Below are 15,261 nucleotides of genomic sequence, written 5' to 3'. Positions count from 1 at the left end.
CTGATCATTCCTCCGTGGAGATGAAGACGTTCTTGGTCTGGGTGAAGGCGTCGAGGGCGTCCGGGCCGAGCTCGCGGCCGAGGCCGGACTGCTTGAATCCGCCGAAGGGCGTGGTGTAACGCACCGAGGAGTGGGAGTTGACGGAGAGGTTGCCGGCCTCGACGCCGCGTGAGACCCGCAGGGCCCGCCCGAGGTCCCTGGTCCAGATGGAGCCGGACAGCCCGTACTCGGTCGCGTTGGCGATGCGCAGGGCGTCCTCCTCGTCGCGGAACGGGACGACCGTGACGACGGGGCCGAAGATCTCCTCGGTGAAGGCGCGGTCGTCGTGGCGCACGGGCGCGAGCACGGTCGGCGGGTACCAGAAGCCGGGCCCGTCGGGGGCGCTGCCGCGGATGGCGACGGCCGCCCCGTCCGGGACGTAGGAGGAGACCCGCGCCCGGTGGGCGGCGGAGATCAGCGGGCCCATCTCGGTCTTCTCGTCGGTCGGGTCGCCGACCCGCACGCCGTGCACGGCCGGCTCCAGGAGCGCCAGGAACTCCTCGTAGGCGGATGCTTCGACCAGGATCCGGGAGCGGGCGCAGCAGTCCTGGCCGGCGTTGTCGAAGACGGCGTAGGGCGCGGTCGCGGCGGCCTTGGCGAGGTCCGCGTCGGCGAAGACGATGTTGGCGCTCTTGCCGCCGAGTTCGAGGGTGACGGGCTTCACCTGGTCGGCGCAGCCGGCCATGACGGCCTTGCCGACCCGGGTGGAGCCGGTGAACACGACCTTGCGCACGTCCGGGTGGGTGACGAAGCGCTGTCCGACGACCGGGCCGCGGCCGGGCAGGACCTGCAGTACGCCTTCGGGGATCCCGGCTCGCAGGGCGAGTTCGGCCAGGCGCAGGGCGGTGAGCGGGGTGAGTTCGGCCGGTTTGACGATGACGGTGTTGCCGGCGGCGAGCGCCGGGGCCAGCGCCCAGGCGGCGATCGGCATCGGGAAGTTCCAGGGCACGATGACGCCGACCACGCCGATCGGTTCCTGGAAGGTGACGTCGATGCCCCCGGCGACGGGGATCTGCCGGCCGAACAGGCGCTCGGGGGCGGCGGCGTAGTACTCGATGACGTCGCGCGCGTTGCCCGCTTCCCAGCGCGCGTTGCCGATGGTGTGGCCGGCGTTGGCGACCTCCAGTGCGGCGAGGTGTTCGCGGTCGGCGTCGACGGCGGCGGCGAAGGCGCGCAGCAGCCGGGCCCGGTCGGCGGGGGCCACCCGGCGCCAGGTGTCGAAGGCGGCGCGGGCGCGGGCGACGGCGGCGTCGGTCTCGGCGGCGCCGGCGAGTTCGACGGTGGTGATCACCTCCTCGGTGGCGGGGTTGACGACCTCGTAGAGGTCCGGTTCGGTCATGGAGCTGTCTCCCTGTGCGTGGAGGTGGTCCGGCTCGCGGTGAGCAGGGCTTGGAACAGGCGCGGGTCGTCGGGGTCGGTCTCGGGGTGCCACTGGACGCCCACCGCGAAGCTCCGGCCGGCCAGTTCGAGTGCCTCGACGGTGCCGTCCGCGCCCCAGGCGGTGGCCCGCAGACCGGTGCCGAGCCGGTCGACGGCCTGGTGGTGGTAGCAGGAGACTTCGGTGCTCGGCCCGAGGACGGCGGCGAGCCGGCTGCCGTCCACCAGGCCGACCCGGTGGCGGACGAAGCGGGCGGGGGCGGTCTGGTGGCTCCCGTCGGGCAGGTGCTGGCGGAGGGTTCCGCCGAGTTCGACGTTGAGCATCTGCATGCCGCGGCAGACGCCGAGCACCGGCAGGTCGCGGGCCAGGGCGGCTCGGAGCAGCCGGCTCTCCCAGTCGTCGCGGGCGGGGTGGGGCGGGCCGGTGCGCGGATCGGCGGTCGCCGCGTACCGGGCCGGGTCGATGTCCGGTCCGCCGGCGAGGACGAGGGCGTCCAGGACGTCGACGAGGTGGTCGGTGCCGCCGGGTTGCGGTGGCAGCAGCACGGGGGTGCCGCCTGCGCGTGCGATGGCGTCGACGTACGTCTGGGGCACGAGGGAGGCCCGCTGGTTCCAGACGGACCAGGCGGCGTCGTCCTGGTAGCTGGTGATGCCGACCAGTGGTCGTCGGCGGCCGTCGCCGTTCACAGCCGCTCGAATCCGCGGCGCCGCTCCCAGTCGGTCACCGCCCGCTCGTAGGAGGCGAGTTCGGTGCGTCCGGCGTGGGTGTAGTGGCGGACGACGTCCTTGCCGAAGGCCTCGGTGGCGACGGCGCTCCGTTCGAAGGCGTCGACCGCGTCGCGCAGGGTGGCGGGCACCCGGGGAGCGGCGGAGGCGTACGCGTTTCCGGTGAACTCCGGTTCGAGTTCGAGCTGTTGCTCGACGCCGTGCAGTCCGGCCGCGATCAGGGCGGCGACCGCGAGGTACGGGTTGACGTCGCCGCCGGGGACGCGGTTCTCGAAGCGCAGCGACGGGCCGTGGCCGACCACGCGCAGCGCGCAGGTGCGGTTGTCGCGGCCCCAGGCGATGGCGGTGGGGGCGAAGCTGCCCGGCACGTAGCGCTTGTAGGAGTTGACGGTGGGGGCGAACAGCAGGGCGAGTTCGGCCAGGCAGGCGAGCTGGCCGGCGAGGAAGTGCTCCATGGTGCGGGAGAAGCCGTGCGGCCGGTCGCCGGCGAACACCGGGGTGCCCTGGTCGTCGCGCAGGCTCAGGTGGATGTGGCAGGAGTTGCCCTCGCGTTCGTCGTACTTCGCCATGAACGTGAGGCTGCAGCCCTCCTGGGCGGCGATCTCCTTGGCGCCGGTCTTGTAGACGGCGTGGTTGTCGCAGGTGGTGAGGGCGTCCGCGTACTTGAAGGCGATCTCGTGCTGGCCGAGGTTGCACTCGCCCTTGGCGGACTCGACGGTGAGGCCGGCGCCGGCCATGCCGTTGCGCAGCCGGCGCAGCAGGGGTTCGATCCGGCCGGTGCCGAGGACGGAGTAGTCCACGTTGTACTGGTTGGCCGGGGTGAGCCGGGTGTAGTCCTTGTCCCAGGCCTGTTCGTAGCTGTCCCGGAAGACGATGAACTCCAGCTCCGTGGCGGCCTGGGCCTGCCAGCCGTATCCGGCCAGCCGGTCCAGCTGCCGTCGCAGGATCTGCCGCGGGGAGACGGCGACCGGGCTGCCGTCGTGGTGGACGACGTCGCACTGGACCATGACGGTGGCGGGGTGCCAGGGGACGGACCGCAGGGTGGCGAGGTCGGGGCGCAGCGTCAGGTCGCCGTAGCCGTTCTCCCAGGAGGAGATCTCGTACCCGTCGACGGTGTTCATGTCGACGTCGACGGCCAGCAGGTAGCCGCAGCCCTCCGCGGCGCCGGGCACGACGTCGTCGAGGAAGTACTCGGCGGCGACGCGTTTGCCCTGGAGGCGCCCCTGCATGTCGGTCATGGCGAGTACGACGGTGTCGACGGACCCGTCGGCGACGCGGGTGCGCACTTCGTCGAGGGTGAGCCGGGGGGTGGTCATCGGGCCTCCAGTTCGGTGTCCCGGGCGTCGGTTTCGGGCGGCGTGCCGTGGACGTGCGGCCCGGTGAACCAGTGCCGGGCGGAGAGCAGCCACCAGAGGCCGGCGAAGCCGACCACGACGGCCACGGCGACGGGGGTGTAGTTGAAGCTCTCGGCGGTGATCGGGCTCGCGGTGGGGAGCATGAACAGGACGGTGATGACGGCGGTCCAGGCGACCGCGATCACGCCGATCGGCCGGCTCCACCGGCCCAGGTGCCAGGGGCCGCGGACGAAGTCCCCGCCCTGGCGCAGCCTCAGGTACACCGGGATGACGTAGGAGATGTAGAGGCCGATGACGGAGATCGAGGTCACGGCGGTGTAGGCGGTGGTGTTCCAGAGCGCGGGCAGCCCGAGCAGCAGCGCACCGCCGGTCGCCAGCCAGACGGCGTTGGTGGGGGTCTGGGTGCGCGGGTCGATGCGGTGCCACAGCCGGGAGCCGGGCAGCGCGCCGTCCCGGGAGAAGGCGTAGATCATCCGGGAGTTGGCGGTCACGGAGGCCATTCCGCAGAAGAACTGGGCGCCGATGACGATGAGCAGCAGCAGTTGGGCGCCGCCGGCGCCGATCGCGTCGATGAAGATCTGCGCGGGCGGGACGTCGGTGTCGCTGTTGAGCGCGCCGTCGTAGTCGCGGATCGCGAAGGTGATGCCGAGCAGCAGGATCCAGCCCGCCACCAGGGAGACGGTGATGGCGTTGACGATGCCGCGCGGTCCGGAGCGGGCGGCATCGCGGGTCTCCTCGGTCATGTGCGCGGAGGCGTCGTAGCCGGTCAGGGTGTACTGGGCCATCAGCAGGCCGAGCAGGGCGACGTAGAACTGGTTGTGGAAGCCGGTCTGGTTGACGAACTCGGTGAGGACGAAGGAGACGGAGGCGTGCCGGTCGGGCAGTACGGCCAGTGCGCCGACGATGATCGCGACGCCGACCAGGTGCCACCACACGGACACGCTGTTGAGGACCGCGACCAGGCGCACCCCGAAGGTGTTGAGCAGGCCGTGCACCAGCAGGATGACGGCGAAGATCTCCATGGTGTGCGCGGGGCTGGCCTCGACGCCGAAGCGGAGGGTGAGGAACGCGTTGGTGAAGAAGGCCGCGCCGTAGTCGACGCTGGCGGTGACGGCGACCTGGCCGAGGAAGTTGAACCAGCCGGTGAACCAGCTCCAGGCCGGGCCGCGGCTGCGGGTCAGCTTGGCGGACCAGTAGTACAGGCCTCCGGCCGTCGGGTAGCTGGAGCAGATCTCGGCCATCGCCAGCCCGACGCAGAGGGTGAGCAGGCCGACCACCGGCCAGCCCCAGACGATCAGGGCCGGGCCTCCGGTCTTCATCCCCGTTCCGTACAGGGTCAGGCAGCCGGAGAGGATCGAGACGATGGAGAAGGAGACGGCGAAGTTGGAGAAGCCCGACATCGAGCGGGCCAGTTCCTGGGTGTAGCCCAGCTCGCGGAGCCGCTGTTCGTCGGCGGAGACGGGGGCGGTGTTCGCCGGGGGCTTTTCGGGGGCAGGGTGGTCGGGTGAGCGTGCGTCGGTCATGGGCACCCCTGGGGGTTGAGGGTGTGCCGGGGAGCACGCGGCCACGGCGGCGTGGCACGGTCGCCCCGACGGGTTCGACGGTCGGACGGCTCTTCAATGGTCTGGAATCAGTCCATTGGGGTGGGTGAGCAGCATCGTTCCGGCTGGGCCTGGGTCACGTCAAGGGCGAGAAGGGAACGAGTCCCGGAAACCCGTTCGTAGGTACGATTCCGGCGTGGACGTGGACGAAACACGTGAGCGAGCACGGCTCGACTGGCAGGCCGGAGCGATCTTCCGCCCGGTCCGGAACGGCAACGCCTTCGAGGAGACCGTCGAGAAGCTGCTCCAGGCGATCAAGCTCGGCGTCTTCGGCCTCGGCGACCGGCTGCCCGCCGAACGGGACCTCGCCACCCGGCTCGGCGTCAGCCGGGAGACCCTGCGCGAGGCGCTCCGCACCCTGCAACAGGCCGGCTGCGTCGAACCCCGGCGCGGCCGGTACGGCGGCACCTTCGTCACCTACCGGATGCCCGCGCCGGACGTCGCCGACCTGCGCCGCGCCGCCCGCGACCTCGGCGGCGCGCTGGAGGACGCGCTGACCTACCGCCAGGTGCTGGAAGTCGGCGCCGCCGAGGCGGCCGCCCGCCGGCCCCTCTCCCCCGACCAGCGGGCCCACCTGGAGAGCCGGCTGACCGACCTGGAAGGAGCCCCGCCCGAGCAGTACCGCCAGCTGGACTCGCGCTTCCACCTGGCCATCGGCGAACTCACCGGCTCCCCCACCCTCGCCACGGCCATCGCCGAGGCCAGGATGCGCCTCAACGACCTGCTCAACGCCATCCCCATGCTGGCCCGGAACATCGAGCACGCCGCCGAGCAGCACCGGGCGATGGTCCGGGCGATCCTCTCCGGCGACGGCGACGCCGCCCGCCGCGCCACCGAGGAACACCTCGCCGCGACGGCCGCCCTGCTGCGGGGCTTCCTGGCCTGAGGCTCCCTCAGCCCTCAGCCCTCAGCGCTCAGTCCTCGCCCCGCAGTCCCGCAGCCCCCGGGGCCGCGCGGAACGACCCGCCCGGTCACCCGGCCGGTACCGAGTTCGCCAGGGGCAGGCCCTCGAAGAAGGCCACCGCCTCCGCACGCCAGTACGGGCGCCAACCCGCCGCCTCGGCCCGGGCCGCCTCGGCGCAGTGGCGCATGTCGGAGCGGAGCTTCCCGTCCACGCCCAGCAGCCGGGCCAGCTCGCGGACGCGCGCGACCGTGTCAGCGGGGCAGTGCGGGTCACCGAGCGCGGACTCCACCTCGGCCCGCTGCGCCTCGTCCGCGCGGGAGAGCAGGGTGGTCAGGGCGTAGCTGCGGCGTCCCGCGCGCAGGTCGGCGCCGGTGGACTTGCCGGTGGCGTCGTCGTCGCCGAACAGGTCGAGGTAGTCGTCGCGCAGCTGGCCGCCGATGCCGACCAGGGTCGCGTACCGGCGCAGCCGTGCGTCGTGGGCCGCCAGGTCCGCGCCGGCGGCCAGCAGCCCCAGCCGCAGCGGGGCGAGCACGGAGTACCGGGTGGACTTGTACTCGCAGACGGTGTGCAGGAACTCCTCGTCCGGGAGCGGCCGGAAGTCGCGTTCGAGGTCGACGATCTGGCCGGTGACCGTCTCGGCGGCGGCGTCCAGCTGCACCTCCAGCATCGACTGGCGCAGCTCGGCGGGGACGTCCGCCTCCAGCAGGACCCGCGTCGAGAGGAAGGCGGCGAGGTCACCGGCCAGGACGGCCAGGCCGAGCGCGGTGCGGTCCGCCTCCGGGAACTCCCGGCGGTAGGCGTAGTAGGTGGAGGGGCCGCCTCGGCGCAGCGGCGCGTCGTCGATGATGTCGTCGTGGACGAGCCCGTGCGTCTGGAGCAGTTCGATGCTCAGCGCGGCCTCCTCCAGGCCGGGCACCGGGTCGGTGGTCACCAGCCGGGCGGCCTCGTACAGCAGGGCGACCCTCAGCCGCTTGCCGCCGCGCAGGGAGAGGTCCCGCAGCAGCTCCAGGCAGCGCGGGGTGAAGCGGCTGAGCGGCGGCGTGTCAAGGCGCTGCGGCAGGGCGGCGAAGTAGGCCTTGAAGCGGAGGTCGAACCGGCGCCGGTGTGCGGCGGCCCGCTCGCGGGCGGCCGCCATGATCGTCTCGTTCACGGGCCCACCCTCGCATCCGGACGGCCGACGGCGCCAAAAGCCGTCCGCCGCCTCGGCTCCCCTGCGAAGTGGCCGCGATCCGCCACGCGTGGCCCGGGGCCCGCCGCTCCGGGCCCGAGCCCAGCCCCTCGCGTGCGGTCGTGCGCGTTCAGTCCTGGGCGGCGGCGGGCTCGGCGTGGCCGGCCTCGGCGCTGCGCCGCGCGTCGCCCGTGGGGATGCGCGGGGTCTCGGGTGCGCGGTGGAGCAGGCTGAGCAGGCCGCCGACGGCCAGGGTGACCAGCACGCCGATCGGGACCAGCCACTGGGCCGCGATGGCGGTGGGGACGGTCCCGGCCGCCGTGGTGGCGTCGATCTTCACCTCGCGCACGACGTAGGTCATCACGGCGACGGTGACCACGAAGGCCAGCAGGGAGTCCTTCTCGTCGGCGCGCCGCACCAGGCGGCCGAGCAGGAAGGCACCGAGCAGCGCGCCGTAGGTGTAGCCGGCGATGGTGAGGCCGGTGAGGTAGACGTTGCCCGTGCCGGCGCTGAAGGCGCAGGCGAAGACGGCCATCAGCGCGGCCCACACGAGTGTCATGACGCGGGCGAGTCCGAGGAGGGACTCCTCGGAGGGGGTGCTGCGGAAGAAGCTGTGGACGATGTCCGCCACCGTCGAGTTCGCCATGGAGTTCAGGGCCGAGGACAGTGACCCCATGGCGGCGCCGAGGATGCCGGCGACGAGCAATCCGGAGACCACCACCGGGAGCCCGTGCAGGATGAAGTGGGGGTAGAGGTCGTCGGAGCCGGCCAGTCCGAGCTCCTTGAAGGTCTTGCCCTGGTTGCGGGCCCACAGCAGGGCGCCGACGAGGGAGAAGGCGGCGAACTGGAGGGTGACGAACACCCCGGAGGCGATCATCGCCTTCTGGCCGTCGCGCAGGGTCCTGGTGGCGAGGATGCGCTGGACAATGAGCTGGTCGGAGCCGTGGCTGGCCATCGCGAAGATCGCGCCGCCGATGATCGCGGTCGGCAGGGCGAACGGACTGGTGAGGACGTGGGCGGGGTCGAAGTCGGTGTCGAAGAGGCGGAACCGCCCGGCGTCGAGGGCGCGCGCGTAGCCGGCGGTGCCCACGTGGCCGGACAGCACCGCGACGGTGAGGGCCGCGCCGCCGAGGTAGAGGCCCATCTGGATGGCGTCGGTCCAGATGACGGCCTTGATGCCGCCGAGGTAGGTGTAGACGACGGTGATCAGCGTGAGCACGATGATGACGGCGCGGTAGCCGGTGTGGACGCCGAGTTCGCCGAGCAGCAGCTTGATCGGGATCGCCGAGGCGAACAGGCGCACGCCCTCGGCGAGGAGCCGGGTGAGGACGAACGTCACCGAGGCGAGCCCCTGGAGTCGGAGGCCGAACCGGCTGCCCAGGTACTGGTAGGCGCTGACGAAGCCGCCGCGCTTGTAGAGCGGGACGAGCGCGGTGGCCACGACGATGCGGCCGATGACGTAGCCCAGGCCGAGTTCGACGTTGCCGAAGCCCTGTCCGCCGTAGGCGCCGCCGGGCACGCTGATGACGGTCAGCACACTGGTCTCGGTGGCCACGACGGAGAACGAGACCGTCCACCAGGGCAGGTGGCCCTCGCCGACGAAGTAGTCCTTGGAGGTCTTCTGACGGCCGGCCAGCCGCAGCCCGATCACCGCGACGGCGACCAGGTAGACGACGACCACGAGCAGGTCGAGTTGACGCATCGCGCTCTCCTAGCTTCCGGACCGCGGTGCAGCGAGTATCAGAACGCCCACCTCGACACGTCAATGACTGACGCCCGGAACGCGGCTCCGACAGACCCGTCCGGCCGCCAGTCGCCGCAACCTCCTTCCGCTGCACCGCCCACCCGCCGAAAGGACGACCACACCGTGGACCTCAGCACGCTCGACACCGAGTCCCGCAACGAGCGGACCGCCGATCTCGACCGCATGCCGGTGCCGGAGATCCTCTCCGCCATGAACGACGAGGACCAGGGCGTCGCCCTCGCCGTACGCGAGGCGCTGCCGCAGATCGCAGCGGCCGTCGAAGCGGTCACCGCGTCCCTGCGGCGGGGCGGCCGGCTGGTCTACCTCGGCGCCGGCACCAGCGGCCGCATCGGCCTGCTCGACGCCGTCGAGTGCCCGCCGACCTTCGGCACCGCCGACCGGCAGGTCGTGGGCGTGCTCTGCGGCGGCCCGGGCGCGTTCGCCCGAGCGGTCGAGGGCGCCGAGGACGAGCCCGCGCGGGCGGTCGCCGACCTCGACGGGATCGGCGTGGACGGCCGGGACACGGTCGTCGGCCTCGCCGCCAGCGGCCGCACCCCGTACGTCGTCGCAGGCCTGCAGCACGCCCGCGGCAGGGGCGCCGCCACGGTGTCGGTCGCCTGCAACCGGGGCGCGGCGGTCAGCCGCCACGCCGATGTCGCCATCGAGGTCCCCACCGGCCCCGAGGTCCTCACCGGCTCCACCCGGCTCAAGGCCGCCACCGCCCAGAAGATGGTCTGCAACATGCTCTCGACCGCCTCGATGGTGCGACTGGGCAAGGCCTACGGCAACCTCATGGTCGATGTCCGGGCCGGCAACGAGAAGCTCCTCGACCGGGCCCGCCGCATGGTGGGCCAGGCCACCGGCGCCGATCCGGGCACCGCCGCCGACGCCCTGCGGCAGGCGGACGGCCACGTGAAGACCGCCATCGTCATGCTCGCCGTGCCGTGCACGAGGGAGCAGGCCGAGCTCCGCCTGAGGGAGAGCGACGGCGACACGCGCCGCGCGTTGGGCCGCCGCTGACCGCGCCGGCCGTCGGACCCGGCGGAGTTACTTGACATCCTCAACTATCGAGACTTACCGTCTATTCGTTACTTGAGGACCTGAACCATCGAGTGACTCAACACTTCCGGCGAGGAGCACCACCATGAAGGCCATCACCTACCGCAGCTACGGCGGACCGGACGTCCTGGAGTACGGCGACGTGCCGGAGCCCAAGCTCGGCCCCGACTCCGTCCTGGTCCGGGTGGCGGCGGCGTCGGTCAACCCGGTCGACTGGAAGATCCAGGCCGGCTACCTCGACGGCGCCATGGACGTGGTCTTCCCCGTGATCCCCGGCTGGGACGTCGCCGGCGTCGTGGAGCAGGTGGGCGCCGGAGTCACCGAGTTCGCCCCGGGCGATGAGGTGATCGGCTACGTCCGCGAGGACCTGGTGCGCCGCGGCACCTTCGCCGAGCTCGTCGCCGCGCCCGTACGGACCCTCGCCCGCAAGCCCGCCAACCTCGACTTCACCCAGGCCGCCGGCCTCCCCCTGGCCGGCCTCACCGCCTACCAGGCGCTGACCGGCGCCCTGGAGCTCAAGCCGGGCGAGACCGTGCTGATCCACGCGGCCGCAGGCGGCGTCGGCTCACTCGCCGTCCAGATCGCCGTCACCCTCGGCGCCCGCGTCATCGGCACCGCCGGCGAGCGCAACCACGACTACCTGCGCACCCTCGGCGCCGAGCCGGTGGCCTACGGCGAGGGCCTGGCCGACCGCGTCCGCGCACTGGCGCCGGACGGCGTCGACGCCGTCCTCGACCTGGTCGGTGGCGACGCCCTCCGGATCTCGCCGGCCCTCCTCGCCGACGGCGGCCGCCTCGCCTCCGTCGCCGACGGCACCGTCCTCGCTCTCGGCGGCCGCTACGTCTTCGTGCGCCCCGACGTCGCCGACCTCACCGCCCTGACCGAGCTCGCCGAGAGCGGCCGGCTCACCGTCGAGGTCGCGGCGACGTTCCCGCTGGAGCGGGCCGCCGACGCCCAGCGCCTCAACGCCGCCGGCCACACCCGCGGCAAGATCGTCGTCACCGTCCCCTGACCTCTGCCACCCCGGCCGTCCCCGCCCCGGGACCGCCCCGCACCACCCGGAAGGACCCACCGTGTCCCTCGTCGTCATCACCGACTGGCTCGCCGACACGGGCGCCGAGCAACGCGTCGCCGACCTGCTCCCCGCCGTCACCGAGGCCGCGCTCACCGAGCCCGGCGTGCTCTCCTTCCGGGTCGTCCGCTCCCTGCGCGACCGGGGCGCCTTCGTGGTCTTCGCCGAGTACGAGGACGAAGAGGCACTGACCGCCCACCGCGAGAGCGTTCCCTACCAGCGACTGGTCCTCGCCGGCATCACCCCCCACCTCATCGACCGCCAGGCCGAGGCCTACGCCGTCGTGTGACGAGCCGCCGACCGGGGACCGTCCGGTCGATCACCGGTGCGCGCCGGCCGCCGCCGGCGACGGGTCGGGCCGGCACGGCGATGCCGCGATCGGGGTCGGGCGCCACAGTGCCCGGTGAGACGGGAGGGGCCGGCCCGGTGACCCCTGAGGGTGGATACCGGGCCGGCCCGTGCCGGACGTGACGGTGGATCAGCGAGCGGCCGTCTTGCGCGTGCGGCGGGAGACGGAGTCCAGGACGACGGCGGCGAGCAGGACCGCGCCGGTGATCATGTACTGGATGGCCTGGTTGACGTGGACCAGGTCGAGACCGGTGATGATCGACTGGATGACCAGGATGCCCAGCAGGGCGGACCAGGTCTTGCCGCGTCCGCCGAAGAGGCTGGTGCCGCCGATGACGGCCGCCGCGATGGAGTTCATCAGGACGTTGCCGCCGCCGAGCATCTTGTCGGCGGAGCCCTGCTGCGAGGCGATGAACAGGCCGCCGAGGGCGGCCAGGCCGGCCGAGATCATGAAGACCGAGATCCGGACCCAGGCGACGTTGATGCCCGCGCGGCGGGCGGCCTCCACGCCGCCGCCGACCGCGAAGATCTGCCGGCCGTAGCTCGTGCGGCGCAGGACGAAGTCCGTGACGACGACGACGGACAGGAAGACGAGCAGGGGCAGCGGCAGGCCGCGGTCCTGGTTGAGCATGTAGGCGACGGTCAGCGCGATCACGGCGAGGACGCCGGTGCGCAGGGCGATCTCGCTCATGGGACGCGCGGTGAGGCCGGCGGCGGTGCGGCGGCGGGCGTCGAGGACCTGCCCGAGGGCGAACAGCGCGATGCCGAGGACGGCGAGGCCCCACGTGAAGGCGACGTCGCCGTCGCCGAGGAAGTAGGTGTCCAGGTTGGCCAGGACGCCGTCGTTGACGACGTTGACGGTCCCCTTGTCACCCAGGACGTACTGCTGCAGGCCGCTCCAGGCGAGCAGGCCGGCGAGGGTGACGACGAAGGCCGGGACGCCGATCTTGGCGAAGAAGAAGCCGTGCAGGGCGCCGATGGCGACGGCGGCGGCGATGGCGATGAGGCAGGCGACCCACTCGTTGTAGCCGGAGCGCACGGACAGGACGGCGGCGATCGCGGCGGAGACGCCGGAGACGGAGCCGAGGGAGAGGTCGATCTCGCCGAGGAGGAGCACGAAGACGATGCCGACGGCGATCAGCCCGGGGCCGGCGATCCACTTGGTGATGTTGGTGAGGTTGTCGGCGTTGAGGAAGTCGCCGGTGACGCTCTGGAAGATGACGCCGATGAGGATCAGGCCGAGGACGACGGGTACGGAGCCGAGGTCTCCGTTCTTCATCTTCCGCTTGAACTCGGCGAGGTAGCCGGCGAGGCCGGACTCGCGGACGAGCAGGCGGGGGTCGACCGCGGGGGTGGCCGGGGCCGGCCCGGCCGGGGTGGTCTGTTCGGTGGTCACTTCGTTTCCTCCGCGAGTCGGGCCTGGCGTCGGGTGACGGCGTTCTCGGTGGCGCCGGTGATGGCGGAGATGATCTCCTCGTGCGAGGTGCCGGCCACCTCGAAGACACCGTTGTTGCGGCCCAGGCGAAGGACGGCGACGGTGTCGGCGACGGCCTTGACGTCGGCCATGTTGTGGCTGATCAGGATGACGCCGAGGCCGCGGTCGCGCAGCCGCTCGACGAGGTCGAGGACCTGGGCGGTCTGCTCGACGCCGAGGGCGGCGGTGGGCTCGTCCAGGATGACGATCTTGGGGTCGCCGACCAGGGCTCGGGCGATGGCGACCACCTGGCGCTGACCGCCCGACAGGGCGGCGATGGGGATGCGCACGCTCGGGATGCGGATGGAGAGCGTGTCGAGCAGTTCGCGGGCCCGCTTCTCCATGGCGACCTCGTCGAGCGTGCCGAAGCTCTTCAGCTCGCGGCCGAGGAAGAGGTTGCCGACCACGTCGAGGTTGTCGCAGAGCGCGAGGTCCTGGTACACGGTGGCGACGCCGAGGGTCTGGGCGTCCTGCGGGCGTCCGATGGACACCGCCTTGCCCTCCCACTCGATCGTTCCCTCGTCGATGGGGTGGACGCCGGCGATGGTCTTCACCAGCGTGGACTTGCCGGCGCCGTTGTCGCCCACCAGGGCCACCACCTCGCCTGCGTGCACCTCGAGGTGCACGTCGGTCAGTGCCTGGACGGCGCCGAAGCGCTTGGAGACCCCGCGCAACGCCAGTACGGGTGCGCCTGTCACGTGAACCATCTCCTTCTTCCCGTGCGCCGTGATGGTGGGTCGGCGGCCGGGCTGGCCCGCACCCCGTGCGGTGCGGGCGGGTGAGCGTCGAAAGGGGAGCCGGGGCGGGCGGGGCCCGCCGCGCGGTGGGGCGGTGCCCCCCGGGGAGGCGGGGGGCACCGCCCTGGGCGGTACTACTTCAGGCCGGCGGAGGCGCAGGCGGCCGCGTAGTCGGCGGTGCAGATGTCGGCGGCCTTGTAGAGGCCGTCGGCGATCACGGTGTCCGTGATGTTGGCCTTGGTGACGATCTTGGGGTCGAGCAGCTTGGCCGGGATGCCCTTGTCGGTGGCGCTGTCGATGCTCGCGGTGGCGACGGACTTGACGTCCTTGCCCTGCAGGAGGTCGACGGCCAGCTCGGCGGCGTTGTCGGCGAGCGGCTTGTAGGCCTTGTAGATGGTGTAGGCCTGGTCGCCGTTGACGATGCGCTGGACGGCGTCGAGGCCGGCGTCCTGGCCGCCGACGGGGACCTTGATGCCCGCGCCCTGGAGCTGGGTGATGATCGCGCCGGCCATGCCGTCGTTGGCGGAGTAGACGGCCTGGAAGCCGTCCTTGCCGAACTGGGTGATCGCGGCGCCGATCTTCTGGCCGGCCACGGTGGGCTTCCACTCGCCCGACTGCTCGTAGACGACCTTCTTGACCTTGCCGTCGAGCACCTTGTGGGCGCCGGCCTTGAACTGGCCGGCGTTCGGGTCCGCGTCGTCGCCGTTGATCATGACGATGTTGGCGTCGGCGGCCTTGTCACCGAGGGCGTCGACCAGGGCCTGGCCCTGGAGTTCGCCGACCTTCTCGTTGTCGAACGAGACGTAGGCGGCGACCGGTCCGGTGGCCAGACGGTCGTAGGCGACGACCTTGACGCCCTTGGCAGCGGCTTCCTTCACCCAGCCCTGGGTGGAGGTGGCGTCGAAGGCGTCGAGGACGATCACCTTCACGCCCTGGGCTATCAGGGTGTCGAACTGCTGCTTCTGCTTGGCGGCGCTGCCCTCGGCGTTGTTGTAGAGCACCTTGCAGTCCGCGCACAGGGCCTTGACCTTGGCCTCGATGAAGGGCCGGTCGAACGACTCGTAGCGCGTCGAGGACGCGTTCTCGGGCAGCAGCAGGCCGATGGACTTGTTGTCGCCGGAGGCGGCGGAGTCCTTCTTGTCGCCGCCGGCCTTGCCGCACGCGGCCATGGACAGGGCCATCGAGACGGCTGCAGTGGCGATGACGGCGCGACGCATCATTGCGTTCATGTGGGGGTGCCTCCCTGACGTCGCCGCGACGGCGCGGCGGAGTGAGGGGAGTCAACCCGCCCGGGCCAGCTGGAGTCAAGAAGTAAATCCAGTACGAGACCGGACTGGACCTTATCGTTATCTTCCTGAACGCATCCGGTTGCAAAGGCCCGCCCGGCGGAACGACCGTCCGCCGGCCCCGGCGGCCCGCCCCGCAGGCCTCCGCACGGGCCGGCTGGCGCTCGGAAAACACGTCCACGCAGGTTGGGCAACCACCGACGGCAAGCCGGGCGCGGAGCCGGCACCGGGCCGACGGGAACGACGGGCCGGCCCCCATGAATGCCGACAGGACGCCTGCGGGACCGATGCGTCCAAGAGATGTCGACTGAGCCGGCCTCCCCGAACCGGACCCGGACCGCGCGGTGACGCACCCCCCGACGGGGCACCCC

The 15,261-nt window shown here is 72.1% G+C and carries 13 protein-coding genes; 4 read left to right on the top strand and 9 right to left on the bottom strand.

The genetic code is table 11. The features are described from left to right. Positions 1 to 4 precede the first annotated feature (4 nt). Genes IF30_RS0103155 through IF30_RS0103140 form a run of 4 tightly spaced genes read right to left on the bottom strand, consistent with a single transcriptional unit; the run spans position 5 to position 5,020 of the window. Entirely contained in the window at positions 5 to 1,378 is a 1,374-nt protein-coding gene (locus tag IF30_RS0103155) for an aldehyde dehydrogenase family protein (protein WP_030231535.1), read from the bottom strand. Next, on the bottom strand, positions 1,375 to 2,103 hold the full coding sequence (locus IF30_RS0103150; RefSeq protein WP_030231532.1) for a gamma-glutamyl-gamma-aminobutyrate hydrolase family protein: 729 nt from the start codon (positions 2,101 to 2,103) through the stop codon (positions 1,375 to 1,377). Before IF30_RS0103150 ends, IF30_RS0103155 begins: the two co-directional genes overlap by 4 nt. Continuing rightward, entirely contained in the window at positions 2,100 to 3,458 is a 1,359-nt protein-coding gene (locus IF30_RS0103145) for a glutamine synthetase family protein (RefSeq protein WP_030231528.1), read from the bottom strand. The genes IF30_RS0103150 and IF30_RS0103145 overlap by 4 nt, the downstream gene beginning before the upstream one ends. Next, the gene (locus tag IF30_RS0103140; RefSeq protein ID WP_078891086.1) at positions 3,455 to 5,020 is read right to left on the bottom strand and encodes an amino acid permease; all 1,566 of its coding nucleotides are present in this window, start codon (positions 5,018 to 5,020) and stop codon (positions 3,455 to 3,457) included. Before IF30_RS0103140 ends, IF30_RS0103145 begins: the two co-directional genes overlap by 4 nt. A 214-nt stretch (positions 5,021 to 5,234) precedes the next feature. On the opposite strand from IF30_RS0103140, the gene IF30_RS0103135 reads away from it, so the two are divergent. Continuing rightward, positions 5,235 to 5,984 (top strand): FadR/GntR family transcriptional regulator, encoded by a 750-nt coding sequence (locus tag IF30_RS0103135; RefSeq protein ID WP_234322559.1) that lies wholly within the window; start codon positions 5,235 to 5,237, stop codon positions 5,982 to 5,984. An 85-nt stretch (positions 5,985 to 6,069) separates the two neighbouring features. On the opposite strand, the gene IF30_RS0103130 is transcribed toward IF30_RS0103135, so the two are convergent. Next, entirely contained in the window at positions 6,070 to 7,137 is a 1,068-nt protein-coding gene (locus IF30_RS0103130) for a polyprenyl synthetase family protein (protein ID WP_030231520.1), read from the bottom strand. A 163-nt stretch (positions 7,138 to 7,300) separates the two neighbouring features. Continuing rightward, on the bottom strand, positions 7,301 to 8,872 hold the full coding sequence (locus IF30_RS0103125) for a sodium:solute symporter (protein ID WP_051709082.1): 1,572 nt from the start codon (positions 8,870 to 8,872) through the stop codon (positions 7,301 to 7,303). Between the two features lie 165 nt (positions 8,873 to 9,037). Here IF30_RS0103125 and murQ point away from each other — a divergent pair, with 165 nt between their 5' ends. The 3 genes from murQ to IF30_RS40910 all read left to right on the top strand — a co-directional run bounded on the left by murQ (position 9,038) and on the right by IF30_RS40910 (position 11,334). Then, positions 9,038 to 9,934, top strand: a complete 897-nt coding sequence (murQ, locus tag IF30_RS0103120; protein ID WP_030231515.1) for an N-acetylmuramic acid 6-phosphate etherase — start codon at positions 9,038 to 9,040, stop codon at positions 9,932 to 9,934. A gap of 124 nt (positions 9,935 to 10,058) precedes the next feature. Further along, positions 10,059 to 10,985, top strand: a complete 927-nt coding sequence (locus IF30_RS0103115; protein WP_030231512.1) for an NADP-dependent oxidoreductase — start codon at positions 10,059 to 10,061, stop codon at positions 10,983 to 10,985. Between the two features lie 61 nt (positions 10,986 to 11,046). Beyond that, entirely contained in the window at positions 11,047 to 11,334 is a 288-nt protein-coding gene (locus IF30_RS40910; RefSeq protein ID WP_037898721.1) for a putative quinol monooxygenase, read from the top strand. 189 nt (positions 11,335 to 11,523) lie between these two features. Here the strand turns inward: IF30_RS40910 and IF30_RS0103105 are convergent, their stop codons facing one another. The 3 genes from IF30_RS0103105 to IF30_RS0103095 all read right to left on the bottom strand — a co-directional run bounded on the left by IF30_RS0103105 (position 11,524) and on the right by IF30_RS0103095 (position 14,833). Next, entirely contained in the window at positions 11,524 to 12,789 is a 1,266-nt protein-coding gene (locus IF30_RS0103105; RefSeq protein ID WP_030231510.1) for a sugar ABC transporter permease, read from the bottom strand. Next, complete coding sequence (locus IF30_RS0103100) at positions 12,786 to 13,574, bottom strand: ATP-binding cassette domain-containing protein (protein WP_199807803.1); 789 nt, start codon at positions 13,572 to 13,574, stop codon at positions 12,786 to 12,788. The genes IF30_RS0103105 and IF30_RS0103100 overlap by 4 nt, the downstream gene beginning before the upstream one ends. Before the next feature lie 164 nt (positions 13,575 to 13,738). Then, positions 13,739 to 14,833 carry a sugar ABC transporter substrate-binding protein gene (locus tag IF30_RS0103095; RefSeq protein ID WP_030231506.1) on the bottom strand — a complete coding sequence of 365 codons (1,095 nt, stop codon included), beginning with the start codon at positions 14,831 to 14,833 and terminating at the stop codon, positions 13,739 to 13,741. Between the last annotated feature and the right edge of the window lie 428 nt (positions 14,834 to 15,261).

The organism is Streptomyces sp. NRRL S-350 (genome assembly GCF_000719705.1).
Classification (GTDB): Bacteria; Actinomycetota; Actinomycetes; order Streptomycetales; family Streptomycetaceae; genus Kitasatospora.
This window is presented reverse-complemented; position numbering and strand designations above follow the sequence as displayed.

Excerpts from the sequence above, each read along its gene's own strand:
- IF30_RS0103100 (WP_199807803.1), bottom strand. The coding sequence starts at position 13,574 with ATGGTTCACGTGACAGGCGCACCCGTACTGGCGTTGCGCGGGGTCTCC.
- IF30_RS0103140 (WP_078891086.1), bottom strand. The coding sequence starts at position 5,020 with ATGACCGACGCACGCTCACCCGACCACCCTGCCCCCGAAAAGCCCCCG.
- IF30_RS0103125 (WP_051709082.1), bottom strand. The coding sequence starts at position 8,872 with ATGCGTCAACTCGACCTGCTCGTGGTCGTCGTCTACCTGGTCGCCGTC.
- IF30_RS0103115 (WP_030231512.1), top strand. The coding sequence starts at position 10,059 with ATGAAGGCCATCACCTACCGCAGCTACGGCGGACCGGACGTCCTGGAG.
- IF30_RS0103155 (WP_030231535.1), bottom strand. The coding sequence starts at position 1,378 with ATGACCGAACCGGACCTCTACGAGGTCGTCAACCCCGCCACCGAGGAG.
- IF30_RS0103145 (WP_030231528.1), bottom strand. The coding sequence starts at position 3,458 with ATGACCACCCCCCGGCTCACCCTCGACGAAGTGCGCACCCGCGTCGCC.
- IF30_RS0103095 (WP_030231506.1), bottom strand. The coding sequence starts at position 14,833 with ATGAACGCAATGATGCGTCGCGCCGTCATCGCCACTGCAGCCGTCTCG.
- IF30_RS0103130 (WP_030231520.1), bottom strand. The coding sequence starts at position 7,137 with ATGGCGGCCGCCCGCGAGCGGGCCGCCGCACACCGGCGCCGGTTCGAC.